Here is a 24,658-nt window from a genome sequence, read left to right on the forward strand (position 1 = left end):
CCCACCCGGCCTGGAGGGTCAGCCCCTCACCCGCCGGTGCCACGCCACGCCTCGGACTCCTCGTCCTCGCTCAGCTCGTAGCCTTCCGGGTACGCGGCGTCCGCGCGTTCCCGGGCGGCCTCAGCGGAGGCGCGGACCTCGCGCCTGAGACGGGTGAGCAGGGCGAGCGCCGGTTCGTGGGTGATCGGGTCGACGATGTCGCGGGTGCGGGCCGTGTCCCAGTCGGCGATCCGCAGCGCGGTGTCCACCAGGAGCTGCGACGGCGACGCCCACGGTGTCGTCACCGTCGGCGGCCGTCGCGATCAGGCGGTTGCGGATCACCCGGGCGTCCTGCCACCCACGCCAGGCACCCTCCTGCTGGTCTGCGGTGCTGCCGCGGGTGGCTCCCTGCGACAGCGGCGGGAAGGCGAGCACCAGCTCGGCAGCGGCGCGCCAGTCCATGGCCGGCGCCTGCACCCGGGCCTCCTCGCCGCGAGCATCTCGTGGAGGTGGAGGCCGGCGGCCTCTGCCAGGGGCCGGCCGTGGATCCCGGGCTGCTGCCAGTACAGGTGCCTGAGCGCCCTGATCAGCTCCGGAGCGTGGACGGCATCCACCTCGTCACGCAGTCGCTTCACCTGGTCCAGCACGCTCCGCCGCGTGTGGTCGCGCCGCTGCTCGGCTTCCGCGAGCCCGGCTTCGGCACCGGTGAAATCGCCGACCGACCCCTCGACCTCGCCCAGAACTTCGTGCAGGCTCTCCTCGCTCATGTCCGAGAGCTTATGCACCAGGTCAGCGGCCCCTTCCTCAAGGTCGGGTCCTCATCGCTGACCTGCCGCAGTCAAGGCTGGTCGCCTCTCACGGAAAGTTGAGCGTGTAACGGGCGCGGGGCCGGAATCACCGGTTTTTGAGTACGCATTCCAGAGGCGTTGGGCTAGGCGTTGCGCCATTGTCGAGGCAGACCCGCACGACCGGAGCGCCGCCGGCCACGTCTGCCGGCACATCGAAGCTGAACTTCTGGCTGTCACCGTTGCATACCGCGAAGGGGCTCGTCCTCATGCTCAGTTGCTTGCCCGCCGAGTCGAGGGTGTAGGCCGTGGTCCCCCGGCAGCTCGCGACCGCCTTGTGCTCCCCGGCCACGCGGACCGCCCGGTTGTACCAGGTGATGGTCCCCTTCGTGTACGTGTTCCCCACGACGACCTCAAACGACTTGACCGGATAGTCGGAGGTGCTGGCGCTGGCCAACGGCGCGCTCACCAGCATGCTCGTCGTCAGTGCAACGGTGCCAAGAGCGGCAGCAAGAGGGTGGCGCATTCGGTCTCCCTGAAGGTGAGCCTGTCGCAGCTGTCGATGAAGAACCATCAGTTTCTGGCCCGTCATCGACAGCGTCCATACCATATCGGGCCAATCGCCCAGCGGCTGAAAGCATGGGACGAACCACGCCCGATCCGCTCATCAAGACGGAACGGCTTCGAACGGTTCGCCCAGATCCTCGATGACAAGGAAAGCCCGGCGACCAGCCTTCAACGAGAACGCTCAACCTTTGCGGGGACAGGTCATCGGCAACGGAAGCGTTCGGGTTGTGCGTCAGGTGGGCAACGGGCCGGACGGCGAGCCGGTGTACGCCCAACCTGTGGGGATGGACAAGTTGATCGAGTTGGCCAGCACTCTCGTCTCCGGGGCGGTCATCGCCGTCCTGGTGGCGTGGCTGACCAACCGCTCCCGCAACAGGCAGGATCGGGGCCCTGCGCGTACAGGCGGATGCGATGACCGTCGCGGTGATGGAACTGCAGGGCGCGGCCGTCGCCAACCGCCTGCTGTGGGAGGGGCCCGCCGAGCGCGGCCGCACATTCCTGCTGACCCTGCTCGCCTTCGCCGGTGGTGCGGCCCGCGCCCGGATCGCCGGCGGAACGGACGCGCAGAGCGGACTGGTGGGCTTCGGGCGCGCGGCTGAGCTGCTTAGCCGCGAGAGGGTGGCGAGCAAGCAGATCGTGGCCGCCGTGCGGGAGCCGCTCACCCGGGCCGGCACCGCGGCCGCCCCCCTCATGCGCTGCTCCGACCCAGCCGTCGTCACTGCCACCGAGAAGCTGCTCACCGCTCTGGCCGCCGTGGAAGACACCGCGCGCCTGGAGTCCGCTCTGGAGGCGTTCGGCCGGGCCGTCAACGCGGCCACCGCGCCGCAGCAGTCCTGGTGGGCACGCCGTCGTGCAACGCGCACGACCTGACGCAGGAGTTCATCGAGAGTGGTCGGCGATGCGGGCGTCGGGGCGGCAGACGAGGCCGTCGGTGTAGCGGTCGACCAAGCGAGAGGCCATAACCGTCATCTTCACGCCGCCCTGTACGCAATGCATCACGGCACAGCGCCGGGGCATACGTGCGCCCCGGCCGCACAGGTCAGAGGCCTTTGCACGATCGGCTGCGGTACTCACCTGAGGGGCGTTCCGCTTCAGCGCGGCCCGGGCGTAGTTTCCCCCGCCTCACCTCTTCGCAACGCTCGGCACCGGAAGAACAGGACCGGGCCCGGGATCACGGTCTGGTGAGGACGGTGTCGGGGCGACACACCCCGCAGGCCTGGACACCATCGGCCAGCTCGGCACGGGCACGCTCCGCACTGATCGGCTGCATCATCTTGCCCCCGGTGAAGCAGTCGCCCCGGTGGACCTGAACGACGGGTGCCCCGATACCGACACCAGAGATAGCCCAGTCAGGCGTGGGCATGCGGCACGAGCCGACAGGCCGGGCCGCGTGCGGTGCGCACTGGGGCTGTGCCGGCCGTTCGACAGCCGCGGTCTCCTCACGGACCTGCTTCAGGGAGAGGGAGAGCCACGTGCCCGACGTCCGGAGCCGCTCCAGATCAGGTGGCAGATCACCCGTGACCGATCAGCCCCTCTCAGGCAGTCGGCTCATGCCGCGTCCGTACGCCGGTCCCCGCCGGTGAGCCGCCTCAGCTCGACCCGGGCCGCGGGCGTCCAGCCGGCCGGAGTGGACCAGAACGGATGCCACTCGATCCTCACCGACAGGTGGAGCAGGCGGCGGCGCAGCTCGGTGGCACGGCGCGGGCGCGGCATGGCGAGGGCGCGGTAGGTGTCGTGCCACTCCTGCTGGGCGCGAATCAGGTCGTCGGGGAAGGGGAAGCGGTCCATCCCCTTATAAGAACACGTGTTCGATTTCTGATGCCACCCCGGGAGCCACGGCCCCGGTCGGCGCCCAGGCTGTCTGTCCTGGCCCACTGAAGCTCGACCGTTTGCCACTGAAGGTTGACCGGCGGAGTGCGGATGCGAAGGGCTTCTCGTGGAGTCGCTCGGGGCAGCATCCGACCGTGGCCTACCCCGCAGATGAACCGCTGGCAGCCGATGGCTGTGGCAACTCCTTGATCTCGTTCGCGCGGGGAGACGAGGCAGCGCCGCCGCAGGATGCCCCGCTGCCGGCGGCGCTGGTGGCCTTGTGGCGAGCCGGTCGGGTCCTCATGGTCTTCGATCGGTACCGTCAGTCCTGGGAGCTTCCAGGAGGGAGCGTCGAAGAGAGCGAAACCCCCCGCCAGGTAGCCGCGCGCGAGCTGCTGGAGGAGAGCGGACAGCAGCCTGACGAACGGTTGCGGTTCATCGGCTATGCGCGGTTCGTGTTGGCGCCTGACCGGCGAGCCGAGTATCTGGCCCTGTACGCAGGATCCTGTGCCGAGACCCGCGCCTTCGAGCCCACCGAGGAGATCTCGGCCATCCGCTGGTGGGACCTCCTCGAACGCCTCCCAGGGCAGGTGCAGCCCTTGGGCGCCCGCCTACCTCGCCGCGCTCACCCGATAGCCGAGCAGCCGACGCCACTGCTCCATCGAGCAGTGGTCAATGTACGTTGACAAACGGTCAAGGTTCGCTGCCACCGGACACAGAAGGTGGGCGTGCGCAACTCGTGGCACACGCCCGCCGCCCCCGAACGCGCGTCCCTCGCTTCGCCCCGTCCTGCAGGCCCCTCCGGTGCCCGGAACTGCCGTACTGCGAGGAGCGCCTGGGCTACTCCATCACCGTGGTGATCACGGAGAACGGCAGCATCATCAACGGGGCGCTGGAGTCCCGGCCCCGCGGCGGCACCGCGATCGTCGTCCCGGCCGGTACCAGGACCCCCCAACCGGTGCCGTCATCTCGTGTGCCGGGGGCTGGCCCGCTGCCTGTACCGGGAGCCCGGCCACCGCACCGGCCGCATCGACCACTCCGCCACCACCGAGCAGGAGATCGAGTACACGGCTCTCTTCCTCGGCCGCCACGTCGACAACGCCCAGCAGTGACGCCGCCGCGCCCCGGAGCTGTCCTCCTGGGCGCGGCGTCGGTTGTTCAGGAGGGGGTGTCACCTCATCCGAGATCTTGGTCCTGCCAGGCGGTGCGCGGGTTCGGTGTGGTGGTCATGGCCGGAGCGTACGACCAGCGAACCGCTCGGCACAGGCCCGCGACGGTGCGCGCTCTACCGGCCTCTGCGGGGCGGAGGAATCTTCGGCAGGAGCTCCCACAAGGGGCGCCCGCCGCTGGCCCAGGTCGCCAGGGTGCGCCGGTCGGCGAGGTGCATGTGCAGCTGCGTAGCGAGGGGTGCGCAGCGGGTGGAGAAGCGGCCGTTGGTGACGACCAGGACGACGTCGGCTCCGTAGAGCTGGCGGGCGGTGCCGTTGACGCGCTGGAGATCGGGGGTGCCGACCGGGGAGCCGCGGTCTCCGTCGCGGCGGTGCTTTACCTGGATGACCCAGGAGCGGCCCAGCGGGTCGGTGGCCAGGACGTCGGCGCCGTTGTCGCCGGCCCCGCCGATCTGGCGGGCGTCGGTGCACCCGTCGCGGCGCATCAGGTCGCGGATCGCGTACTCGAAGTCGCGGTGGTGCAGGCCGTCCAACTCGGGCAGCCCGTAGCGCAGCGCTTGCTGCCGGACCCGGTCCCAGGCCTGCTGCTGGCGGTACCGGTGGACCCACACCGCCCCGCCGACGGCGGCGAGGGCTCCGAGTACGACCAGCGCCCACCAGTTCACCAGCAGCCAGGAGATGACCGCCCAGACCAGGGCGAGGCCCGCGACGGCGCCGAAGCCGAGCAGGAGCAGCTGGTTGTCGCGGTGCTGCTGCCGGCGCGAGCGGCGGCGCCGCAACGGGGTGCTGCGGCGTGCGGGGCGGCGTGCCGCGGGCCTGCGGCGGGGCGGTGGGCGGCGGTTGGCCATCGGGCGCGCTCCGGTTTCAGCGGGAGGAGTCGGTGACGCCGGAGGCGAGCTGGCCCAGGAAGTCGCCGATGCCCTCCCCCAGCGGGGTCGGGGCGATGACGACGCCGAGAGCGAGCACGATGAGCACGGTTAGCTTCTCGTCGTTCCTGCTTCGGGACTCCGTGCGCCGGCGTGGCCGCAGCAGGACGATGACGGCGAGCAGCACTCCTACGTTCTTGGTCAGCATCCCGCCCCGCCCCTCGATCACCCTCGATCCCGTTCCGGCCCCCTTATGTATCCGCACGCTGCACCGTTGTGCCTGGCAGTTGCCGGATGATGACGCAAAGCGACTGGTTGGCCGGATCCGTCACCAGGGGAAGTGTCCTCGGGGGTGCCCGATAGGCTCGCCGCCCTGAGCGAGGACCTTCACCAGCAACTGGCCGCCTATGACCGGGCGGTGAACATCGCCGGTTCCACCTACCCGGGGATTTCCCGTAGCGAGCGCGGGGCCCGCGAGCTCGCGGGGCGCCAGCTGGCTCGGCACGCCCCCAGCGACCGGACGTCCCCGACCTGCCAGGGATGTGACGGCGGTGCGTGGCCCTGTTCCACCGTCCAGGGCGCGATCAAGTACGCCGACCCCCGGTACAACTGACACCTGGCTTCCAGACCGGGCGCCGTACCAACACCATCGTCAAGGACACCCGCCGGTAGCCCCGCTTCATGCCGCCGCGGCCTCGGAACTCTCTTCTGGGGCCGCAGCGGCGGTCGTTCAGAAGCCGGTCACGCCCCATCCGGGTCCCGGTCCTGCCGGGCGATGCGCGGGTTTGGCGTGGTGGTCATGGCCGGAGCGTACGCCCGGCAGACCGCTGAAACAGGCCCGAGCCTCGCTTCCCGGCGAGACGGCGGCCAGGGTCATGCGGCGATCCAGCAGTGGGATGGAATCCGGCGGCTGATCAGCTGATTCCGGATCCGCCCGGCGTTCAGTAGCTCACTTGGGGCGGCCGCGCCCGGCCGTTACGTGCCAACGGGGGGTGAACTGCAGAGGCCCCCTTCGGCTGCCACCCCGTTGCGCATAGCCCAGCGACTGTGCCAGATCATGCTGACTTCGTGCGCCACGGCGCGATCTGGCCGCGCGGCGACCTCTGGGCACCATGTGCGGACCGGCTTTGCTGACTCCGTCGCGAGCACGCCGGTGCGCCTCCAGGGCTGGCCTTGCAAGGGCATTGAGCTGCTTCTTTTTCATCTGTCAAGCTTACGAACGGTCGCTCCATAAAGGGCCACGGGTGTAAATTACATTACGGTATCTTACGAAAACATTTCGCCGTTTTCTCTTTTTCTCGACTACATCAACGGATTCTGGCTAGTCGTAGAGGTATCGGATTTGCGCCGAGCTGCACAGGCGCGTAATCGCGTAACCGATACGAGAGGCCACGGGAGAAGGAATGAACGAAATGGGCTCATGGGTTACGGATCGCTATCTCACGCGAGTTCCCGAGAAGGCCCCGCATCGGCGAAGGGAAGATCCGGTGGTCTGGGGGCCCGGCGAAGGTCCTATCTCCCCTGTGGATCTTTCATCATATGAAGAGCACGGGTATCTCGAGGTAGATTCGTTGCTGCTCCCCGAACAGGTTGAGCATTGCCGAGACGAACTCGATCGATTGAAGCAATCTGACGTACTCGCCGCTTCAGATCTTGTCATACGCGAGCCAAATTCGGGGGAAGTGCGATCGATCTTCCAAGCGCACAAAGTGAGCAGGGTGTTCGCCGACGTCATATTTTCGCAACGTTTGGCAGAGATGGCCCGGCAGATCCTTGGGTCCGATGTGTACATTCATCAGAGCCGCGTCAATTATAAGCCAGCATTCGGGGGAGCCGAGTTCGACTGGCACTCCGACTTCGAGACCTGGCACGCAGAGGACGGCATGCCCACGCCGAGGGCGTTCAGTATGTCGATCTCGCTAACGGAGAATTATGAGTTCAATGGCCCCCTGATGGTCATACCTGGCTCCCACCGGACCTTCGTTCCTTCCATCGGGGAAACGCCTGCAGAAAACCACAAGGTTTCTCTGCAGACCGCACGTCTCACCATCGGGACAGTCGATCACGCAAGCCTCACGGGTCTCGCCCAGAAGAACGGGATCCAGCAGATCACGGGGCCGGCCGGAACGGGTGTGCTGTTCGACAGCAATATTCTTCATGGATCCAACGGCAATATTACACCTTTCCCGAGATCGAATATTTTCGTCGTCTACAACAGCATGGAAAACAAGCTGGGAAAACCCTACTATGCGCCCACCGAACGCCCCACCTATTTGGCTGATAGGGATTTTGAACCCCTTCCGAAGTGATGGGTTGAGAGTGGCCGAGGAATAACATCTCAGATGCTGGAGGAAAAATGACCGTCAGGTCTCTGGAAACCATTAGCGGAACCGGACGGGACGTCAGCGGGCCGGGCTGGAGGAGTCGGCGTTTCACGCTCGCAGAAGATGGGTTGGGCTACTCGCTCAATGACACACTGATGGAAGCAGGAACAGAGACGTACATGCGGTATGCCAACCACGTGGAGGCGGTCTACTGCGTGTCTGGCGAAGCCGAAGTGGTGAACGAAGAAACCCAGGAGGTTCATCGCATCGTCCCCGGCACTCTTTATATTCTGGACCGTCACGACCCGCACACGTTCAAAGCCATTACGGACGTACGCAACGTATGCATATTCACCCCTGCGCTTACGGGGCGTGAAGTGCACGACGAGACCGGTGCTTACCCATCCGCTCCGGAGGACGACAGTGCACTTGATCGCTGAGTGATGTCAACTGCCGAGTACCACAAGCCGTCACTCGTGCACGATATTTGACTGTGAGGTAGGAGGCAGAAGAGCGACCGTTGCGGCTTGGTCTCGCAGAGCCTGGATTCCCAGGGCGATCGCGCGCTGGTGGTTGCTGCCGCGGCGTACGCAGATGAGAACCCGTCGAAAGGGTGCTTGTGTACCGCTGATACGGAGCCGTACCGCATGTGGATGAGTGGCCAGTGGTACGAGGCGGGGCACCAGGCAGATCCCGAGTCCATGACTGATCAGTGCGAGCACGGCGTGCCAGTCATCGGCGTGGTGAACCATTCTCGGGGTGAAGCCGGCAGTCGCGCAGAGGGCCCTGATCAGACGGCCCTGATCGTGATGGGGGGAGATCCAGTTTTCGGTGGCGGTCGCGGACAGATCGACGTGGCCCTGGGTGGCGAACGGGTGGTCGGCCGGGACCACGAGGTCCACGAAGTCGTCCATGAGGAGCTGCTGGTCGAAGCGGGGGTCGTCCACGGCAGGGTCGTCCGTCAGTGGTGTGAGGACGGCAAGATCGAGGTGGGAGGCCAGGATTTGCTCGAAGCACTCGTGGGTGTCTGCCTCGGTGATGTGGACTTGTGTGACTGGTTCGGAGTGCAGGAGGCCACGGGCTACGGGTGCGAGAAGCGAGCCGATACTCGTGGCGAAGCCTCCGAGGCGCAAAACCTGGGGCCGGTTCTCCTGATGGGCGGCAAGGTCCGTTCGGGCCTCCTCCCATTGGGCGCACAAAACGTTGGCGTGGTCGAGCAGCACCTGGCCGCTTGCGGTCAGGCGGAGGCGTCGTCCATCTGGCTGCAACAGTTCCGCATCGACCTGGCGTGAGAGCTGCCTAAGCTGCTGGGAGACCGCCGAAGGCGACAGATTCAAGGCTCGTGCAGCGGCGGTCACGGTGCCCTGTGCGTGGAGAACACGGAAGGTTTGCAGGAGACGTAAATCGACCATGCGGTCATCCAACACGGTTGCGTGCTGGAAGTCGCGATGGACGTGAAAGATAGAGCACGCGATGCTTTTCCCATGACCTTGAAGCGTGAGGGAAGCGGCGTACGCATGGGAGGGCCGGCTCCCACCACAGTCGGGGAAGTGGTGTCGCGCCACGCGGTCACCGACGGGGAAGTGGTGTACGTACGGTGTGCATGCGGTCGGTTGCGCGTGTGGCTGGTGCCGGTACACGCGATGCGGTCCCGGCTACTTGTATCCGGGACCCACACCACCGACGTATGCAACGCTTCCCCGCCGTCCCGGCAGCAACACTGAACAGCATGGGAGGCCACGTGGACAACGTCACCGATACACGTGACACCGGCACTCGCCCCGAGGCGGCGCCGAAGACGGCCGTTGAGACCTCCTTCAGCCGTCGGTTCTCTGCTATCCCCGCGCCAGCCCTGGTGTTGGGCAGTGTCGTCAGCGTTCAAATCGGCCAAGCACTGGGCAAGCGACTTTTCGAAGCCGTGGGGGGACCGCTTGGTGTCGTATCGTTGCGGCTGGTCCTGGCCGCGCTCGTTCTCATGGTGATATGGCGCCCGCGCTCGCTGCCCAGGGGGAGCGACCTCCTGCTTGTCGTCGCCTTCGGTACGGCGATCGCCGGCATGAACCTCGTCTACCTGGCTATGGAACGCATGCCCTTGGGCGTAGCCATGACGGTACAACTGACAGGCCCCTTGACGGTGTCCCTCCTTGCTTCACGGCGCTGGAAAGACGCTGCATGGGGAGTGCTGGCGGCCGCAGGAATCTTTCTCTTCATGTCGCCGGGCTCCAGTAACCAGCCCGTGTCGCTGACTGGCATGGCCTTCGCCGTTGCATCGGCGGTCTCGATGGGCCTGTATCTGCTTCTGAGCCAGCGAGCCGGAGCCCGTATGGTCGGCGGAGGCCCTTTGGCACTCGCGGTGGCGTGGGCCGCACTGCTGTCGCTCCCCTTCGGCCTGACCGAGAGCGGAGCGAATTTGGTGCAGCCCAACCTCCTGCTGATCGGACTTCTCGTGGCGATCCTGTCGGCTGCTCTTCCCTACTCTCTGGAACTAACAGCCTTGCGCCGTCTCCCGGCTCGCGTGGTGGGCGTTCTGCAGAGCCTGGAGCCGGTCGCGGCCGGCCTCGCCGGTTTGCTGTTGCTGTCGGAGCGCCTCTCACTTCTCCAGTGGCTCGCCATCGGATGCATCTCTGTGGCTTCCATCGGGGTCGTTGCAACCCGTGACCGCGGGCGTTCGGAAACGGCCGACGTACCTTCCGGATGAACGGCTGGGCCACCGGTCGCACCAGTCGGGGGTGCCGGCGTCACGCGGAAGCTCCGACTTATCCTCGGAGGGGAATCCATCCCTGAAATTGCTTTTCCCGCGGGCCCGCCGCCTCCCGCCCCCGCGAACAAACGCCGGATAACTCGTGGATGAACCCATTGCTGACTTCCGCCGCCCATGAGTTTCCTTTTGCTCCTGGCGCTCACGTGCCTCGCAGGAACTGTGCTCGGTGTGGCGTTGCTTCTCGGGGAACAGGCGGCAGCGGGGACAAGGGGCAAGCCCCGCCGAGCCGGGATTCAGGCGGCGGCCGCGACGCCGATGCCGATGCCGATGAACAGCCAGCCAGTGGTTAGCTCCCAGCGGTGCTGGATCTTCGGGCGAGCCAGGAGGGTACGAAGCCGGCTGGCGACGGCTACTACGGCAAACCAGTAGAAGATTCCGATCAGGACGTCCAAAGTGCCGAGGAAGAAAATCTGCCGCGTCATCGAGCCACCATCATTGACAAACTGCGGCAGGATACTGAGGAAGAACAGCGCCGCCTTGGGGTTGAGCACATTGGTGAGAAGCCCCTGCACGAAGCCGGAACGCCACCGTGCGCCGGTCGACCGAGGCTCTCCCGGCGGCGGGCCGTCGTCCTGCGCCCCTCGTACCGCCGGATGCCTCCGGGCGGCCCGCCGGGCCGCGAGCAGCGCCCGAACCCCGAGATAGACCAGGTAGAAGGCGCCCAGAAGTTTGATGGTGTCGTAGACCATCGGGGAGCGGGCGGCTACCACCGCCAGCCCGATGGCGGCGGCCAGCATGTGCACACACAGTCCTGCCTGGGCGCCCAGCCCCGCCGCCCGCCCCTTGGACGGGTGCTCGATCGCCGACCGGAACACCACTACGAAGTCCGGGCCGGGGACCAGATAAGCGACCACCACCACCCCGAGGAAGCCCATGAGGTCGACCGACATCCGCTCTCCAATCATCCACCCCGGGCATGGGAGCCGGAGTCGCGCGCTTCTACGGACAAGCCTCGATCAGGCCGCGAGGGTCCGCACGTTCATCACGGTCGCGACGGCTTCGTCGAATGTGGCCAGGCCACGCTCCACCTGCTCGTCCGTCACCGTGAGCGGGGGTAGGAGCTTCACCACTTCGTCCCGGGGCCCCGCCGTCTCTAGCAGCAGTCCCGCACGGTAGGCGGCGTCGCACACCTCACGGGCCGCCCCGGGACGTTCGAGGGGCAGCCCCCAGGCCAGGCCACGCCCCCGCGGAGCGGGAAGCCCGTGGCGGTCGGCCGTCCCGGTGAGGGAGCGGTGCAGTCGTTCGCCCAGCACGGCGGTCCTGGATTGGAGCACGTGGTCGGACCAGAAGACTTCCAGAGCCCGGGCGGCAGTGACGAACGCCGGACTGTAGCCCCGGAAGGTGCCGTTGTGCTCGCCGGGCTGCCACACGTCGTACTCGGGGCGCATCAGGGTGAGGGCCATGGGCATCCCGTACCCGCTGATCGACTTGGACAGGCAGATGATGTCGGGGGTGATCCCGGCCGTTTCGAAGGAGAAGAACGGGCCAGTGCGCCCGCAGCCCATCTGGATGTCGTCGACCACTAGCAGGGTGCCGTGTGCACGGGTCCAGACGGCGAGCGCCTTCAACCAGGCCGGACGGGCCGGATTGACCCCGCCCTCGCCCTGCAGCGTCTCCACCACGACGGCGGCAAGCGGGCCGTCGGCGGAGGCGGCCTCCAAGGACTGGACGAGACGGTTGACGGCGCGCTCGTCGTCGTCGGCGCAGTGGTCGAAAGGCATCTGCGCGGCGTGGGACAGAGGGACCCCTGCCGCGGCGCGTTTCGCCGGGTTGGCTGTGACGGCGAGCGCGCCCAGTGTCATGCCGTGAAAGCCGCGCTCGAAGTAGCCGACGGTGTGCCGCCCGGTGACTTTGCGGGCGAGCTTCAGCGCCGCCTCGACCGCGTTGGTGCCGCCGGGGCCGGGGAACTGGACGCGGTGGTCCAGGCCGCGCGGGGTGAGCACCAGATCGCGCAGGCGTTCCAGGAAGGCGCTCTTGGCGGCGGTGTGCATGTCCAGCGCGTGCGTGATCCCGTCGCCGGAGAGGTACTCCAGGAGGGCCGGCTTCAGGTCGGGCGGATTGTGACCGTAGTTCAGGGCGCCCGCGCCCGCGAAGAAGTCGAGGTAGGTACGGCCGGTCTCGTCTCGTAGTTCGGAGCCGCGGGCGAGGGTGAAGACGGTGGGCCAGGCCCGGCTGTAGCTGCGGACCTCGGACTCCATGTCGGTGAAGACGCTCATGGTTCGTCCCTTTCTGAGGCGGGGGCGGGTGGTCGTTGATGAGCGTGGGGGGTCAGTGGGACACGGCGTGCTGACTGCGCTGGTAGAGGACGAGAGCGGGCGCTGCCGGGTTCTTACGCGTCCATAGGGCGCGGCCGATCAGCAGGGTGTGGTCGAGGGCGGTGGGAGCTTGGTCGAGTCGGCACACCACGGTGGCGGCCGTGTCTGCCAGGACCGCGCAGCCCTCCTCGCAACGAAAGTCGACGCCCTGGAAGCGCTCGGGGCCGGGCAGCCGGGCGAAGCGGTCCATCAGTTCCCGCTGGTGCCAGCTCAGGATGTTGACCGCGAAGGCCCCGTGGTCGCGGGCGTGGCTCACAGTGCGGCCCGCGCTGGCGAGGGACACGAGGAGCGAGGGCGGGTCCGTGGAGAGCGAGAGCACCGCGTTGGCGGTGCAGCCCGCCGGGCCGTCAGGGCCTGCGGTGGTGATGACGGCGACGCCGGTGGCCAGATGCGCCATGGCGGAGCAGAACTCGTCCCGGCTGGGCAGTTGGGCGGGGGTGCCGGTGGTTGCGGTCGCGGTCACGTCAACGGGATCCTTCCGTGAGGTATATGCGGCGGGCGCCGGCAGGGCCGGGGAGGTCGTCGGCACCGGAGGCGGCGGGCCGGGCGGCGGCCACGGCGGCGAGCACGGCGGCGCGGTCGGTCTTGCCGTTGTGGTTGAGAGGTAGCTCGGGCAGGCGCAGCATGGTGTGCGGCACCATGTAGCCGGGCAGCCGCTGCCGCAGCACCCTGAGCAGAGGTTCGGGGTCGGGGGCGTCGCCGGTGTAGGCGGCCTGGAGAACTGGGGTAGGCCGGTCGGTGCGGGCGACCACGACGGCGTCTGTGACGCCGGGGCAGGAGCGCAGTGCCTCCTCGACCTCTCCCAGCTCGATCCGGTAGCCGTTGATCTTGATCTGGCTGTCCAGGCGTCCCAGATGGACCAGGTTCTCGCCGTGGCGTTCGACGCGGTCTCCTGTGCGGTACCAGGCGGACCCGGTCAGCGTTCCGCCCTGATACTCGGAGAGCCCGGTGGCGGGTTCGCCCGTGACGAAGCGGCCCGGGTCGTCGGCAGGGTCGAGGTACCCGGGAAACCGCTGAGGGCCGCGCACAAGGAGTTCACCCTGGTCGGCAAGGGTCAGGTGCTCGTCCACCACCAAGATCTCGGTGCCCGGGTGGGCGGTTCCGATGGGTACCGTGCCGTTGGGAGTGCGGCGCCAGTCACCGGGGTCTGCGGGGAGGCGGTGGCCGGTGCAGGTGACGGTCAGCTCGGTGGGTCCGTAGAGGTTGTCCAGCCGCGCGCCGGGAGCGGCTGCGGCGAACGCCTCGGCCTGCCTGAGCGTGAGCGGTTCGCCGGCGAAGGCCGCGTAGCGCAGGGTCGGCATGGAGCCAGGAGCCAGCCGCCGTAGGCGTGCGGCGAGCGACACCACCGACGGTACGGAGAACCAATGGGTCAGCCGGTGCTCCGTCACGAACCCGGCCGGATTCATCAATTCGTCGCGGGTGGGCACGACGAGGGCCGCTCCGCTGCTCCAGGCCACGAACATGTCGAAGACGGACGGGTCGAAGGTCAGGTCGAAGGTCTGCGACAGGCGGCTGTCCGGTCCGACGCCGGTTCGTTCGACGGCGTGTTGCAGGTAGGCATCGGTGTTGGCATGGCGGATGACCACGCCCTTGGGCCGCCCGGTGGACCCGGAGGTGAAGAGGATGTATGCGGTGTCCTGGTGGCGCGGGCCGGGAATGCCCGCCAGGTCCGCCCGATCGGGAGTCCCGGTGAGGGAGACCGGGGCCAGGGGCGCGGCCCGGCCCGCCGGAGCCGCGTCGGTAGCCGCGTCGGCCAGCACCAGCGTGGCACCCGCCTGGCGCACCACGGTCTCGTTGCGACCGGGCGGAGCGGCCGGGTTGAGCGGGATCACCGCGGCGCCCAGCCGTTGCACTGCCAGGTAGGCGGCGTAGGTCACGGGGGTGCGCCGGGCGAGAAGAGCGACCCGGCGCGGCGGCGGTTCGGCCGCACCCAGTCGGGCAGCCAACGCCTCGGAGTGCTTTCGCAGTGCGGCGTAGGTGAGGGTGGTGGAGTCGACGACGAGGGCTGTGCGGTCGGGGTGACGGTCGGCCGTGCGGGCGAACCGGTCCCAAAGGGTGAGTGGGGAGGCAGGCACCGTGTCACCCTCCCTGCGGGGCGTGGGAGCGGGCTTCGACGGGACGAAGGGCGGGGGCGCGGTGACCGTGGCGTTCGTGGAGCGGTGCGGCGGCGCTTTCCAGTTCGGCCAGGGCGGTGAACGCGCCGGTGACCAGTGAGGGCCTCGGGCGCCCGCGCCGGGCGGAGTTGGCGGCGAACCGCAGCATCCGGGGCAGTTCGCGCCACTTGACCGTGGTCGCGCGGACAGTCTGTAGTTCTGCCGGGCCCAGTTCGGCGCGACCTGTCAGCAGGTGGGTGTCGCGGAAGAGGTGGTGCTGCGCTGCGGCCCAGACGTCCTCCAGTACTCCGCGGGAACCGTCGCTGTCCATGTCGGTCAGCAGCAGTCGCGAGGTCTCCTCCAGAGCGGCGGCGCCGGTCAGCCAGGTGCCACCAGGCAGCTGCTCCTTCGTCGTACCCTGCTCCTCCACTAGCCACTGGTAGGTCTCGTAGGGCGGTGGGGCCACCGGAAAGCCGAAGGCCAGGGAGTTGCGGGTGCGGTGGACCGGCGACAGACCTCGAGGGAAGGCCAGCATGCCCATGAGCTCTTCGTCGGACACCGTGCCGGCGAAGGGGTCCTGGGAGCCGTTGCTGAACAGGGCGGTGAACCCGTCGACGACGTGCCGGTGGCCATCCGGGCCGCGGCCGTCCACCATGAGCAGGTGCGGCGCGTGGTCGTCAGCGGAGCCGGTCAGCCAGGGAAGCGACCCGCTGTCGGCGACCACTAGGACGCGACCGCGTTCGGCCAGTTCGGCGTCGATGCCCGCCAGTGCGCTCCGGGCGTCGAGGGCGCCCGGTAGGCCAGCCTGCGCGCGCCGGGGAAGTTGTTCAGGGCCCGGTCGTGGTGCGAGAAGGCGCCGGTGTCGGGGTCCACCGCGAGCCGCACGGAACGGGCGAGCAGGTCGGTGGAGCGGGGGGCGCGGGCGGACAGGTAGCCGAGAAGGTTTTCCGTGTAGCAGCTCAGGCCCATGCTGGTGGGCACGGTGGAGTCGGTACGCATCGGGCTCCTTGAGGGAGGCGGTAGCGGGACGGTGATGGCCTGCGGTGGCGGGTCAGCGGCGTGTACGCGGCGGCGGTGGCACGTCGCTGGTGCGGTGCCGTCGGGTGGTGCCGGTGCGAGGCGGCTGGTGCCTGGGGGCACGGTCGGGCGGTGCGAAGGCGCAGACCAGGGCCGCCGTCCCGGTGCCGGTCCCGGTCGGCCAGGACAAGCGGTGCCAGTGCACTGCTTGCCAGGTGCCGGTCCCGGCGTCCGGGTCGGCGGGCACGTTCCAGGGCGCACCGGGCAGGCCGGTGCCGCGGGCCTTCACACAGGCTTCCTGCACGGCCCACACCCGGGCGAAGGCGTACGCCATCCGTTCGGGCGTCAGGGCTGCCAGGCGGGCTGCCGTGTCCGGTGGGCAGCAGCGGCGCAGCATGCCGGCCGAGGGGGGCCGGGGTAGCTGGACGTCGACGCCGACGTCCTGACCGTCGGCCACGGCTGCGGCGGTGTAGGGACCGCTGTGCGAGATGCTGACCCCGGTGCCGGGCCGGCCGGCAAGCCGGGGCCGGCCGGCCGGTTCGGGTACCACCGGCAGTCGGGCCTCTCTCTCACCTGACTCGTCGGCGAGGAGGAGCCGTAACAGGGCCCGGCCGGCCAGGTGCTCGCGGCCGCGCCAGGGGGTCATCGCCGCGGCCGATCGGTGTTCTTCGGGCCGCAGCCGCGCCAGCGCTGGGGGTGAGGCCAGCACGTTGGGGATGCGGGCCAGGGCGACGGTGACGTCGGGTGCCGGAGTCCAGAGCCCGAGGAGTGGCTCACCGGCCCGGCGGGCGGTGGCGGGGGCCATGTCCGCCGGACCGGTGAGGATGTCAGGCAAGGGTCGTCTCCTGGTTCAGGAGGGTGAGTGAGCCGTTGGCCAGGTGGAGCCGGTCGTTGGAGTAGTTGAGGGAGGCCGAGCGAAGGTCGCGCAGGGCCCGTTCCAGGGCGAGAGGCTGGTTGCGGAGGTAGCCGTGGCGCAGGCCGACCAGCTCGACCAGTTCGTCGACGGCGGCCGGGCACTGCTCGGATGCCGTCACCTTGAGGGCGTTGACGAGCAGTTGCCAGGGGGCAGCGCCGCGTTCGCGTTCCGAGAGGGTGCCGTAGACCTCGGCGGTGTGGCTGAGCATGGCCTGTACGGTGTCGATGCGCTGGCGGGCTCGGGAGAGCCTGGTGAGCAGCAGCTCGCTTTTGAGGTCCCGGCGGCGTCGCTCCTCGGGGCTGCGCAGCAGCCGCAGGGTGCGCGATAGAGCGCCCGCTGCCGTGCCCAACCAGCAGGCGCTCCAGCCGAGGTGGGCGAGGGGGGCGAAGACGTCGACGGTGACCCGGCGGAAGTCGCCGTGGGCGCCGATGACCTGGGCGTGTGGCACGGCGCCGGTGAAGCGCATCGGGACACTGTGGGTTCCGCGCATGCCCAGGGGGTCCCAGCCGCCGAGTACCTGAACGTCGAGCTGGTCGCGTTCGGCGTAGACCAGGGAGACCTGGCCTTCGGAAGTGGCGCCAGGGGCGAGGGCGGTGATCAGGTAGGCGTCGGCGTGGGCGCCGCCGGTGACGATGGGAGCCATCCGGTCGAGCCGGATGAGATTCCCGTCTCGTCGGGTGTCCGTCTGCGAGCTGAGCAGGTGCCCGCCTTTACCGGCCTCGGTGGTCACCGATCCGAGGTACACCTCTCCGCGGGCGACCTTGGGCAGTACCTTCTCGCGCAGTTCCTCGGAGGCGTGGCGGACCACGGCTGCGACCTGTTGGCCGTGCATGGCGAAGACCATGGCCGCGGACATGTCGTGGCGGGCGATCTGCTGGGAGACGGCCAACAGATCCGGAACGGTGCCGTCCAAGCCTCCGTAGCGGGCCGGCACGAGCAGGCCCAGGAGCCCGGAGGCCCGCAGCGCGGTCAGGCCCTCCAGGGGGAAAGCCGCCTTGTCGTCGCTCTCGGCCGCATGCTGCTCCACGGTCGCGAGTACAGGTGCCAGACGGTCGGCCAGCTGCGGTGCGGGGGCCCTCACCGGGCCGCCAGGTCGCTGGAGCGGGCACTGCGCACGGCCTCCCACAGAGTGCCGGCGGTCTCGAAGTTGGCGTCGGTGAGTTGGTCGTCGGGGAGGAGCACTCCGCAGTTGTCCTCCAGGTCGAAGATGAGGTCGATGGCCTGCATGGAGTTGAGCCCCAGGTCGCGGAGCCGGTCCTCGGACCGCAGTTCCTGGTCGGCGGCGAGGTAGCGCAGGTGGGGGCGGAGGGTGTCGATGAATGCCTGGTCCATGGTTCTCTCCTTGGTGGGTGTCGAAAAGGCCGGTGCCGTACGTCGGCGGCACCAGGTGTACGGGGTCAGTCGGCGCAGGGCCGGCGGACGAATGCCAGACGGTCGCTGCGCAGCACCCGGCCGGATTCGGTGACGACTTCCAGCGGAGCCGGGTGGCCGAGGAAGAGCACGAGACTGGCGTGCAGGCCGTAAGCACCGGTGTTGGGTACGGAGAGCAGATCGCCCGGTGCGACGTCAGGCAGAGGGAGCGAGCGCGCCCAGGTGTCGAGCGGAGTGCACAGAGGGCCGCAGATCATGGCCGGTCGCGGCGGTCCGGCGGCGTCCTGCTCATCCTGCGTGGGCTGCGTGGGCCGGCTGTTGTGCGGGACCACGTCGGGGTGGAGCGGAGGCACCCGGCGGAGCCCGGCCATGCCCCCGAGATGGTTGATGCCGGCGTCCAGGACGACGACCCGCTGTCCGTGGGAGTTCTTTACGTCCAGGACCCGGGTGAACAGTTGTCCGCAGGTGGCCGTCAGGTAGCGGCCCGACTCGAAGGCCACGGTGGGTGTGTTGTGCCGCCAGCCGGGCAGTGCCTCGTCGAGTTCTCCGGCCAGCCGGTGGGCCAGGCCTGGGTAGGCGGGCAGGTCGCCGGCCCGGGCGTACGGGGCGCCGAAGCCGCCGCCGAGGTCGACGGTGTGTAGCGGTACGTCCAGCGCTTTCCGTAGTGTCCGGGCCACCGCGATGGCCTCGGAGAAGGAGTCGCCGAGCGCGTCCTCGTCGGTGATGTTGGTGGCCAGGTAGAGGTGGAGGCCGTCGATGCGGGCGTGCTCACCGCCGGTGTAGCGGCCCGGGTGCGTCGCGATGTCCTCGGCGTCGGCGCCGAACGCGGAGGGGTCGCCGGTCATCCGGAGCCCGGCGCCGCGGCTGCCGCCTCCGGGGTTGACGCGCAGTAGGTAGGTGACGGACACCTCGTGCCGCCCGGCGGCGCGGTCCAGCTGGTCGATGCCCCAGGTCGAGTCCACTGCGAAGTGGCGTACGCCGGCGGCGAGTGCCGCGTTCAGATCCTCGTCCCGTTTGCCGGGACCGGTGTAGAGGATGTCGCGGGGCGGGACCCCGGCCGCCAGGGCGGCTCCCAGTTCGCCGGGGGAGCTGACTTCTGCCCGGCAACCCAGGGCGTACAGGGCTGCCACCACGTCCGGGTGGGGGTTGGCCTTGAGCGAGTAGTAGAGCTCGCTGGGCTCCGGAAGCCAGGAGCGGAGCCGGTCGTGGGCGGAGCGCACCTGCGCCAGGTCGTAGATGTAGGCCGGGGTGGTAAGTCCGTGCGGCACAACCGAGCTGTGGGTGGCAGGCGCAGCGGGGTGGAGGGTCTCAGACACGACCGGCCTCCGCGAGCTGTCCGGCCAGGACCGCCTTGGCGGTCTTGCCGTTGGCGTTGACGGGCAGCGCTTCCACGGCGTGGCATACCGCGGGGACCTTGTAGTCCTCCAAGTGCTCGCGCAGCCGGGACAGAACCGTGGCGGGGTCGGCGTCGCCGGTGACCACCAGGATGGCTTCCGGACGTTCCGTCTCGGGGGTCAGCACCGCGGCGGTGTCCACATCGGGCAGTCGGCGGGCTGCGGCTTCGACCTCGATAGCGCTGACCCGGAAGCCGTGCTGCTTGTAGATGTCGTCGCGGCGGCCGGCGAAGTACAGCCGTCCCGCGTCGTCCGTCCATCCGTAGTCGCCGGTGCGCAGCTCGGGGAAGAGCCCTTCGCGCCGGGGGAAGCGGTCGGCGGTCAGTTCGGGCCGCCTCCAGTAGCCGGCCATCACGTTGGGGCCGCGTACGGTGATCTCGCCGACCTCCCCGGTCGGCAGCCGCTCGCCGGTCTCGTCCACCACGAACACTTCGGTTCCGGTGAGCGGGAGGCCGCAGCTGCCGGGACGGATCAGGTCCTCGTCGGGTTCGGCGATGGTGAGGCGCTTGCACTCGGTGAGTCCGAACATCAGCTGCACGCGCATCCGTGGCAGCACTTCGCGCAGCCCCCGCGGGACGTCGGCAGGCAGCGCGGCACCGGTGTTGGTGAGCAGCCTCAGTGGCGGGCGTTCGCCGTCCCGTCGGCGCAGCAGCCGCAACAGCGCGGCGGAGACCGGTGGTACGGCCGGCAGGACGGTGGCCCGGCTGCGCAGCAGGCTGGCCAGAAGGGCCGGGCCCGACTCGGCGCCCGACCCCAGCCACAAGTGGCTGCCTGCGAGCACGGAGAGGAACACCTGATAGAGGCCGTAGTCGAAGGAGAGCGGCAGCGGGCAGTAGACGACGTCGTCATCCCGGTAGCCCAGCCGTTCCGCGATGGCGTGGACGGCGAACATCATCTGCTGGTGTGTGGAGACGACTGCCTTGGGCATCGCCGTGGTGCCGGAGGTGTAGATCAGGCACACCGGGTCGACGGGGAGCGGCCCAGGGACGGCGTCGTCCATGCCGGGGGCGGTTGACATCTCGTTTTCGAGCTCGTCCGGCGCGAGGACGGCGGTGCCCGCCTCGCCCACGAGATCGCGGGTGGCGGGCGAGCCCGCGACGACGAGGGAGGGTTCGCAATCGGCCAGCACGTGCCGCAGTACCTCGCCCCGCACCTGGTCGTGCAGGACGGAGAAGACGACACCGAGCCGGGAGGCGCCGAACAGCAGCGGTACCAGCATGGGCCCGGCATCGCTGGTCACCACCAGGCGGTCACCGCGTACGAGGCCGCGGGCGCGCAGGGCCGACGCGTAGCGGTGGCCGGCTGTGACCAGGTCGGCCCGGGTGAGGGTGGTGTCCGCGCACGTGACCGCGGGTCGGGCCGGGTTCTCAACGGGTACATCGAGCAGTTCGTGCAGCATGGTGGCCTGCGGTCGCGGGTTCACGAGTGCACCACCCCCGCCCCGGTGGTGGTGCGCACGACCAGGTCGACCAGGCCGTCGATGCTGCGCAGCACGGCGGGCTTCAGGTCGCCCGGGGCGAATTCCACGCCGTAGGCGTCCTCCAGCCGCTCGACGGTCTCCACCATCTGGAAGGAGGCGAAGCCCTCCAGTCGGCTCAGATCGTCGGTGGCGAAGACCGCCTGGGGGGTAGTGCCCAGGACTTCGGCAACGGTCTCGGTCACCGTCCTGCGTATCCGGGCGGGGTCGGCGGGCATGGTTCCTCCTGGTTCGGGCTGCGCGGCTCGAACGGCCAGCTCGGCGTCGGCGTACAGCAGTTGGGCGAGGGTCATGTGGATCTGCGGGGGTACGGAGCGTCCGCGCCGTACCCGGCGTGCGGCCAGGTAGCACTGGCCGGCCAGGTCGCTCCAGGCATCGGCTTGCTCGGAGGCGGCCGAGGCGTGGGCGGAACCGGGCGCGCGGTGGCACACCCAGGCGGCGTGCAGCCGCCGCGACCGGTTGAGCAACCAGGTCTCCAGCAGCAGCGCGGTGCACGCCTCCTGCTGGTCCGCGTGGTCACGGAAGGCTGCCGCATAGCGATCGGGTGCCTCGCCCGACAACAGGATCGCGGCGTCCTTGGCGTTCCGCTCAAGCACGCATTCCAGGGGCTGTACCCCGGGGAGACAGGGGCGCACCGCCACCGGTACGGCAGGCGCGCCGTCAAACAGGGCGGCAGCCTGGTGTCGGTTGTAGGAGCACACCACCGGCTCGGCCCTGCCGAAGGGGGTCTCGTTGTCGTAGGCGTCGATCGCCTCCACGTTTGTGCCGCTGTCTGTGGCCCGCAGCAGCACGCTGTGCTCCATGTGCTGGTGACCGTGGTACGGCAGCCACGGCATGTGGTACGCGTCGCCGACGACGTACAGCGGGCTTCCGTCCTCGGGGAGCAGGTCCAGTAGCACCGTGCCCTCGGTCACCGGCTGCCCGACCCCCAGAGCGAGCCCGAGCGGGCCCGCCATCCGCTCGATCTGGTCGGTCGGCCGCTGCTCGACGGTGGGCAGTCGCCCGGGGGCCACGGTGCGTGGGGTGAAGTCCGGCCGGCTGCCGAGCTCCAGGTGGGAGTCGGCTCCGTGCAGGGCATCGGCCAGTACAGCGGCGTTGACCTGAATGCAGTCGAGCGCGGTGGTATCGATGCCCCGGATGGCGTCGGGCAGGGGCTCCGTCAGCTGCGAACCGTAGGGCCCGAAGGTGTGTTGGCTCGCCGCGCTCATGCCACGTGGTCCTTCATCGAGGCATCGGTGGTCCGCACGATGTCAGTCAGATCGCCGACGGTGTAGACGGCGGAGAGCTGTTCGTCGGGGATGGTGAGCCCAAAGGCATCCTCGATGTCTTCCAGTACGTGCACGATCGTCATCGAGTCCATGCGCAGGTCCTGTTCCAGCCGGGTGTCGGGGGTCAGAGCGCCCGGGTCGAGCGTCTGCTGGTCAACACGAGCGCGGAGCAGCGGGATCAGGGTGTTCAGGACGTCCTCGTTGGTCATGGACAGGACTCTCCTTCGCGTACGGGAGCGTTCGAGCGGGTGAAAGGGCAGCCCGGAACGCCGCTGGTGTGTGCGAGGCGGCGGGGCCAGGAGGCGGAGCGAAGAGGCGGCCGGGGGAAAGCACACCGGCTCGGGCGGCCCGACTGGAGCGTAGGAAGGGCTCAATGAAAAATCGTCAGAGCCAACGTCCCATGGAGCATAGCTGCTCCGAAATCCTGAGTCTCATGCAGCCGGATACAGCTGACCGACTCCCATAATGCGGCACGGTCTTGTGCGTGTCACGCGATCCGTTCCTTCTGCTTATGCGGCGAAGCTGGCTAACGGAGTGATCCGAGGCGGTGCGCCCTACGAGTAGCCAGGACGAACGATTCCATGCGGGGCGGCAAAGGAACTGACTGAAAACTACTAAAAGCAAAACCTCGCCCGAGAGGTTCCTGCGAGCGGGGGCCACTCCGCCATATACATCACTGGTCGCCAAACCTGCTGCTCACTGGTCTTGATCATCCTTTTCCCCACCGACACGGGGTGACGGGGGCAACTCACCAGCCCTTCGCATGATCTTGGCCGGGTTGCGATAGTTCAGAGCACGGACCCCCCTGAGACCACACACGAAATCGGCCCCGACGATGGCTCAGGACAAATCTTCCTTTCCCCTGGCGTGACCCGCGTCCACTGTGCTAGAAATTTTTCCAGGGCCCCTGCCTGCACTTCTCCACGCTCGCCCTGCCGCGCCTTGTCGCCGCGCGAAGGCGAATTCGCACCATGCAACGGCTTCTCACCTCTCGTGCGCCGTAGAGCGCGCAGGTCGCAGCGAATTCACTTTCTCACCACCTCGATTTCCGACCTCTGCGCCCCATCGACCGGGAAGGCCCCATGAACGACTTACACACTTCCGATTTCACGTTGCGGGAGCCGCGCCAGACGGACGCTCCAGCGGTATGGCAGCTGGTGCGGGACTCCGAGATCCTGGACACCAACAGCGCGTACTACTACCACCTCTGGTTCCGCGACTTCGCCGGCACCTCGGTCGTGGCAACCGACACGAACGGCCGCCTCGTCGGCTTCGTCACCGCCTACATACGCCCCGGTCGCCCTGACACACTCATGGCCTGGCAATCAGCCGTCGCGCCTGACATCAACGCACCCGGCCTGGCCGTGCGGATGATGCATGAACTGACCGACCGCGTCGCCGGGCGTGGGGCCACCCGCGTGGAGACCACGGTCAACCCCGGAAACCGGGCCGTCGCCCTGATGCTGCGCAAGTTCGCCCAGGAGCGCGGATTCGATGTGCACACCGAAGTGCTTTTCGCGGCTGAGGACTTCCCCGGAGGCGAGGCGCATGGCCATCCGCCCGAGGTGCTCTACAGGATGAGCCCGGTCCACCGAACTGCCGGGGCAGCGGCCCGCAACACTCCGAGCGCCCGATGAACACGCCCCCGCTCCACCTCACCGTGGACGAAGAAGGCCTCGCCCTCATCACCATCAGCGGCAGCGGCACCGGGAACGCGATGGGCGGTGCCTTCTGGGAAGACTTGCGCGACGTCATGGAGAACGCCTCCCGGCGCGACACCATCCACTCGATCGCCCTCATCGGAGCAGGAGACGTCTTCTCCGTGGGCATGGACCTGCGGTGGTACCTCATACGGCTCCGCCGAGCCCGGCGCTCGCACGACCCCGCATTCATGGACACGGACCTACGCAACCTCCGACAGGCCGTCTCCGCCGTCGCCGACTGTCCGAAACCGGTCATCGCCCTCATCGACGGCGAGTGCACCGGGGCCGCCCTGGAACTGGTCAGTGCCTGCGACATCCGCTACGCGACCCAGAGAGCCAACTTCGCCCTCCCGGAGGCGGAACTCGGCGTCGTCGCCGACCTCGGCGGCCTCCAACGCCTCCCCCTGATCGTCAACCAGGGCCACCTCCGCGAACTGGTCTTCACCGGCCGCACCATCGACGCCACCCGCGCTGCCCGCATCGGCCTCGTCAACGACCTCCACGAAGACCGCACTGCCCTGCTTCGCGCAGCCCGACAGCTGAACGCCGAACTGAGCCGGCATCCGGCCCACGTCATGGAAGGCATCAAACGCACCCTCGACGCCGCCCATCACGACACCCATATCCGCGGACTGGACCACGCCGCCCGATGGAACTCCACGCACACCGGCCCTGACGGTCTCGCCCGAGCCATGGCCGCCCGACTGGGCAGCCAAACCCGGTCGCCCGACCAGGAACAGCCTCGCTCCGTACCGACACCGTGACCACCACCGGCCACACCACCCCGACGGTCTGCGCACCGGCCCCGGACAGCAGCGACCCAGGAGGACTCCGTGCCCCAAGT

The 24,658-nt window shown here is 68.8% G+C and carries 30 protein-coding genes; 10 read left to right on the top strand and 20 right to left on the bottom strand.

What is annotated here, in order from left to right; all coding sequences use genetic code 11:
• Positions 1 to 26: 26 nt before the first annotated feature.
• On the bottom strand, positions 27 to 284 hold the full coding sequence (locus AC3CH1_RS33430; protein WP_488466290.1) for a hypothetical protein: 258 nt from the start codon (positions 282 to 284) through the stop codon (positions 27 to 29).
• 294 nt (positions 285 to 578) lie between these two features.
• On the opposite strand from AC3CH1_RS33430, the gene AC3CH1_RS33435 reads away from it, so the two are divergent.
• Positions 579 to 848, top strand: coding sequence for a hypothetical protein (locus AC3CH1_RS33435; RefSeq protein WP_488466291.1), 270 nt, complete (start codon positions 579 to 581; stop codon positions 846 to 848).
• A gap of 25 nt (positions 849 to 873) precedes the next feature.
• Here AC3CH1_RS33435 and AC3CH1_RS33440 read toward each other — a convergent pair whose 3' ends face one another.
• Positions 874 to 1,356, bottom strand: coding sequence for a hypothetical protein (locus tag AC3CH1_RS33440; RefSeq protein ID WP_488466292.1), 483 nt, complete (start codon positions 1,354 to 1,356; stop codon positions 874 to 876).
• 386 nt (positions 1,357 to 1,742) lie between these two features.
• Between AC3CH1_RS33440 and AC3CH1_RS33445 the strand changes: the two genes are divergently transcribed.
• Complete coding sequence (locus AC3CH1_RS33445) at positions 1,743 to 2,201, top strand: hypothetical protein (RefSeq protein ID WP_488466293.1); 459 nt, start codon at positions 1,743 to 1,745, stop codon at positions 2,199 to 2,201.
• Positions 2,202 to 2,502: 301 nt separating this feature from the next.
• Here the strand turns inward: AC3CH1_RS33445 and AC3CH1_RS33450 are convergent, their stop codons facing one another.
• Together AC3CH1_RS33450 and AC3CH1_RS33455 are read right to left on the bottom strand one after the other, a co-directional pair.
• Positions 2,503 to 2,694, bottom strand: coding sequence for a DUF6233 domain-containing protein (locus AC3CH1_RS33450; protein WP_488466294.1), 192 nt, complete (start codon positions 2,692 to 2,694; stop codon positions 2,503 to 2,505).
• A 185-nt stretch (positions 2,695 to 2,879) separates the two neighbouring features.
• Positions 2,880 to 3,119: a hypothetical protein gene (locus AC3CH1_RS33455; protein ID WP_488466295.1), complete on the bottom strand. Its 240-nt coding sequence runs from the start codon at positions 3,117 to 3,119 to the stop codon at positions 2,880 to 2,882.
• A gap of 176 nt (positions 3,120 to 3,295) precedes the next feature.
• Here AC3CH1_RS33455 and AC3CH1_RS33460 point away from each other — a divergent pair, with 176 nt between their 5' ends.
• Positions 3,296 to 3,826 carry an NUDIX hydrolase gene (locus tag AC3CH1_RS33460; protein WP_488466296.1) on the top strand — a complete coding sequence of 177 codons (531 nt, stop codon included), beginning with the start codon at positions 3,296 to 3,298 and terminating at the stop codon, positions 3,824 to 3,826.
• A gap of 285 nt (positions 3,827 to 4,111) precedes the next feature.
• Positions 4,112 to 4,252 carry a hypothetical protein gene (locus AC3CH1_RS33465; protein WP_488466297.1) on the top strand — a complete coding sequence of 47 codons (141 nt, stop codon included), beginning with the start codon at positions 4,112 to 4,114 and terminating at the stop codon, positions 4,250 to 4,252.
• Positions 4,253 to 4,425: 173 nt separating this feature from the next.
• On the opposite strand, the gene AC3CH1_RS33470 is transcribed toward AC3CH1_RS33465, so the two are convergent.
• Complete coding sequence (locus AC3CH1_RS33470) at positions 4,426 to 5,157, bottom strand: restriction endonuclease (RefSeq protein WP_488466298.1); 732 nt, start codon at positions 5,155 to 5,157, stop codon at positions 4,426 to 4,428.
• A gap of 16 nt (positions 5,158 to 5,173) precedes the next feature.
• Positions 5,174 to 5,383, bottom strand: a complete 210-nt coding sequence (locus AC3CH1_RS33475) for a hypothetical protein (RefSeq protein WP_488466299.1) — start codon at positions 5,381 to 5,383, stop codon at positions 5,174 to 5,176.
• A 144-nt stretch (positions 5,384 to 5,527) separates the two neighbouring features.
• On the opposite strand from AC3CH1_RS33475, the gene AC3CH1_RS33480 reads away from it, so the two are divergent.
• The 3 genes from AC3CH1_RS33480 to AC3CH1_RS33490 all read left to right on the top strand — a co-directional run bounded on the left by AC3CH1_RS33480 (position 5,528) and on the right by AC3CH1_RS33490 (position 7,939).
• Positions 5,528 to 5,788: a hypothetical protein gene (locus tag AC3CH1_RS33480; RefSeq protein ID WP_488466300.1), complete on the top strand. Its 261-nt coding sequence runs from the start codon at positions 5,528 to 5,530 to the stop codon at positions 5,786 to 5,788.
• A gap of 799 nt (positions 5,789 to 6,587) precedes the next feature.
• Positions 6,588 to 7,484: an ectoine hydroxylase gene (thpD, locus tag AC3CH1_RS33485; protein WP_488466799.1), complete on the top strand. Its 897-nt coding sequence runs from the start codon at positions 6,588 to 6,590 to the stop codon at positions 7,482 to 7,484.
• A 47-nt stretch (positions 7,485 to 7,531) separates the two neighbouring features.
• Positions 7,532 to 7,939, top strand: coding sequence for an ectoine synthase (locus tag AC3CH1_RS33490; protein ID WP_488466301.1), 408 nt, complete (start codon positions 7,532 to 7,534; stop codon positions 7,937 to 7,939).
• Between the two features lie 30 nt (positions 7,940 to 7,969).
• Here AC3CH1_RS33490 and AC3CH1_RS33495 read toward each other — a convergent pair whose 3' ends face one another.
• Complete coding sequence (locus AC3CH1_RS33495) at positions 7,970 to 8,911, bottom strand: LysR family transcriptional regulator (protein WP_488466800.1); 942 nt, start codon at positions 8,909 to 8,911, stop codon at positions 7,970 to 7,972.
• A gap of 329 nt (positions 8,912 to 9,240) precedes the next feature.
• Between AC3CH1_RS33495 and AC3CH1_RS33500 the strand changes: the two genes are divergently transcribed.
• Positions 9,241 to 10,197 carry an EamA family transporter gene (locus AC3CH1_RS33500; RefSeq protein WP_488466302.1) on the top strand — a complete coding sequence of 319 codons (957 nt, stop codon included), beginning with the start codon at positions 9,241 to 9,243 and terminating at the stop codon, positions 10,195 to 10,197.
• 296 nt (positions 10,198 to 10,493) lie between these two features.
• Here the strand turns inward: AC3CH1_RS33500 and AC3CH1_RS33505 are convergent, their stop codons facing one another.
• The 13 genes from AC3CH1_RS33505 to AC3CH1_RS33565 all read right to left on the bottom strand — a co-directional run bounded on the left by AC3CH1_RS33505 (position 10,494) and on the right by AC3CH1_RS33565 (position 22,320).
• Positions 10,494 to 11,150, bottom strand: a complete 657-nt coding sequence (locus AC3CH1_RS33505) for a LysE family translocator (RefSeq protein WP_488466303.1) — start codon at positions 11,148 to 11,150, stop codon at positions 10,494 to 10,496.
• Positions 11,151 to 11,216: 66 nt separating this feature from the next.
• Positions 11,217 to 12,476, bottom strand: a complete 1,260-nt coding sequence (locus AC3CH1_RS33510) for a diaminobutyrate--2-oxoglutarate transaminase (protein WP_488466304.1) — start codon at positions 12,474 to 12,476, stop codon at positions 11,217 to 11,219.
• A gap of 52 nt (positions 12,477 to 12,528) precedes the next feature.
• On the bottom strand, positions 12,529 to 13,038 hold the full coding sequence (locus AC3CH1_RS33515) for a flavin reductase family protein (protein WP_488466305.1): 510 nt from the start codon (positions 13,036 to 13,038) through the stop codon (positions 12,529 to 12,531).
• Position 13,039: 1 nt separating this feature from the next.
• On the bottom strand, positions 13,040 to 14,650 hold the full coding sequence (locus tag AC3CH1_RS33520; RefSeq protein ID WP_488466306.1) for an amino acid adenylation domain-containing protein: 1,611 nt from the start codon (positions 14,648 to 14,650) through the stop codon (positions 13,040 to 13,042).
• Positions 14,651 to 14,654: 4 nt separating this feature from the next.
• Entirely contained in the window at positions 14,655 to 15,392 is a 738-nt protein-coding gene (locus AC3CH1_RS33525) for a hypothetical protein (RefSeq protein WP_488466307.1), read from the bottom strand.
• Entirely contained in the window at positions 15,392 to 15,667 is a 276-nt protein-coding gene (locus tag AC3CH1_RS33530; protein WP_488466308.1) for a hypothetical protein, read from the bottom strand. The genes AC3CH1_RS33525 and AC3CH1_RS33530 overlap by 1 nt, the downstream gene beginning before the upstream one ends.
• Before the next feature lie 52 nt (positions 15,668 to 15,719).
• Positions 15,720 to 16,520, bottom strand: coding sequence for a 4'-phosphopantetheinyl transferase family protein (locus tag AC3CH1_RS33535; protein WP_488466309.1), 801 nt, complete (start codon positions 16,518 to 16,520; stop codon positions 15,720 to 15,722).
• Positions 16,513 to 17,628 carry an acyl-CoA dehydrogenase family protein gene (locus AC3CH1_RS33540; protein ID WP_488466310.1) on the bottom strand — a complete coding sequence of 372 codons (1,116 nt, stop codon included), beginning with the start codon at positions 17,626 to 17,628 and terminating at the stop codon, positions 16,513 to 16,515. The genes AC3CH1_RS33535 and AC3CH1_RS33540 overlap by 8 nt, the downstream gene beginning before the upstream one ends.
• A gap of 50 nt (positions 17,629 to 17,678) precedes the next feature.
• Entirely contained in the window at positions 17,679 to 17,933 is a 255-nt protein-coding gene (locus tag AC3CH1_RS33545; protein ID WP_488466311.1) for an acyl carrier protein, read from the bottom strand.
• A 65-nt stretch (positions 17,934 to 17,998) separates the two neighbouring features.
• Entirely contained in the window at positions 17,999 to 19,288 is a 1,290-nt protein-coding gene (locus tag AC3CH1_RS33550; protein WP_488466312.1) for a type III PLP-dependent enzyme domain-containing protein, read from the bottom strand.
• Entirely contained in the window at positions 19,281 to 20,789 is a 1,509-nt protein-coding gene (locus AC3CH1_RS33555; RefSeq protein ID WP_488466313.1) for a class I adenylate-forming enzyme family protein, read from the bottom strand. The genes AC3CH1_RS33550 and AC3CH1_RS33555 overlap by 8 nt, the downstream gene beginning before the upstream one ends.
• Entirely contained in the window at positions 20,786 to 22,051 is a 1,266-nt protein-coding gene (locus AC3CH1_RS33560; protein ID WP_488466314.1) for an acyl carrier protein, read from the bottom strand. Before AC3CH1_RS33560 ends, AC3CH1_RS33555 begins: the two co-directional genes overlap by 4 nt.
• Entirely contained in the window at positions 22,048 to 22,320 is a 273-nt protein-coding gene (locus AC3CH1_RS33565; protein WP_488466315.1) for an acyl carrier protein, read from the bottom strand. The genes AC3CH1_RS33560 and AC3CH1_RS33565 overlap by 4 nt, the downstream gene beginning before the upstream one ends.
• 873 nt (positions 22,321 to 23,193) lie before the next feature.
• Between AC3CH1_RS33565 and ectA the strand changes: the two genes are divergently transcribed.
• Both ectA and AC3CH1_RS33575 read left to right on the top strand, forming a co-directional pair.
• Positions 23,194 to 23,748, top strand: a complete 555-nt coding sequence (gene ectA / locus AC3CH1_RS33570; RefSeq protein WP_488466316.1) for a diaminobutyrate acetyltransferase — start codon at positions 23,194 to 23,196, stop codon at positions 23,746 to 23,748.
• Positions 23,745 to 24,578, top strand: coding sequence for an enoyl-CoA hydratase-related protein (locus tag AC3CH1_RS33575; protein ID WP_488466317.1), 834 nt, complete (start codon positions 23,745 to 23,747; stop codon positions 24,576 to 24,578). The genes ectA and AC3CH1_RS33575 overlap by 4 nt, the downstream gene beginning before the upstream one ends.
• Positions 24,579 to 24,658: the final 80 nt, after the last annotated feature.

Source organism: Streptomyces sp. MGP-P1, from assembly GCF_057766565.1.

Excerpts from the sequence above, each read along its gene's own strand:
- AC3CH1_RS33510 (WP_488466304.1), bottom strand. The coding sequence starts at position 12,476 with ATGAGCGTCTTCACCGACATGGAGTCCGAGGTCCGCAGCTACAGCCGG.
- AC3CH1_RS33495 (WP_488466800.1), bottom strand. The coding sequence starts at position 8,911 with ATGGTCGATTTACGTCTCCTGCAAACCTTCCGTGTTCTCCACGCACAG.
- AC3CH1_RS33530 (WP_488466308.1), bottom strand. The coding sequence starts at position 15,667 with ATGCGTACCGACTCCACCGTGCCCACCAGCATGGGCCTGAGCTGCTAC.
- AC3CH1_RS33505 (WP_488466303.1), bottom strand. The coding sequence starts at position 11,150 with ATGTCGGTCGACCTCATGGGCTTCCTCGGGGTGGTGGTGGTCGCTTAT.
- AC3CH1_RS33475 (WP_488466299.1), bottom strand. The coding sequence starts at position 5,383 with ATGCTGACCAAGAACGTAGGAGTGCTGCTCGCCGTCATCGTCCTGCTG.
- AC3CH1_RS33565 (WP_488466315.1), bottom strand. The coding sequence starts at position 22,320 with ATGACCAACGAGGACGTCCTGAACACCCTGATCCCGCTGCTCCGCGCT.
- AC3CH1_RS33470 (WP_488466298.1), bottom strand. The coding sequence starts at position 5,157 with ATGGCCAACCGCCGCCCACCGCCCCGCCGCAGGCCCGCGGCACGCCGC.
- AC3CH1_RS33575 (WP_488466317.1), top strand. The coding sequence starts at position 23,745 with ATGAACACGCCCCCGCTCCACCTCACCGTGGACGAAGAAGGCCTCGCC.
- AC3CH1_RS33545 (WP_488466311.1), bottom strand. The coding sequence starts at position 17,933 with ATGGACCAGGCATTCATCGACACCCTCCGCCCCCACCTGCGCTACCTC.
- AC3CH1_RS33450 (WP_488466294.1), bottom strand. The coding sequence starts at position 2,694 with ATGCCCACGCCTGACTGGGCTATCTCTGGTGTCGGTATCGGGGCACCC.
- AC3CH1_RS33440 (WP_488466292.1), bottom strand. The coding sequence starts at position 1,356 with ATGACGGGCCAGAAACTGATGGTTCTTCATCGACAGCTGCGACAGGCT.
- AC3CH1_RS33445 (WP_488466293.1), top strand. The coding sequence starts at position 1,743 with ATGACCGTCGCGGTGATGGAACTGCAGGGCGCGGCCGTCGCCAACCGC.
- AC3CH1_RS33455 (WP_488466295.1), bottom strand. The coding sequence starts at position 3,119 with ATGGACCGCTTCCCCTTCCCCGACGACCTGATTCGCGCCCAGCAGGAG.
- AC3CH1_RS33560 (WP_488466314.1), bottom strand. The coding sequence starts at position 22,051 with ATGAGCGCGGCGAGCCAACACACCTTCGGGCCCTACGGTTCGCAGCTG.
- ectA (WP_488466316.1), top strand. The coding sequence starts at position 23,194 with ATGAACGACTTACACACTTCCGATTTCACGTTGCGGGAGCCGCGCCAG.
- AC3CH1_RS33490 (WP_488466301.1), top strand. The coding sequence starts at position 7,532 with ATGACCGTCAGGTCTCTGGAAACCATTAGCGGAACCGGACGGGACGTC.
- thpD (WP_488466799.1), top strand. The coding sequence starts at position 6,588 with ATGGGCTCATGGGTTACGGATCGCTATCTCACGCGAGTTCCCGAGAAG.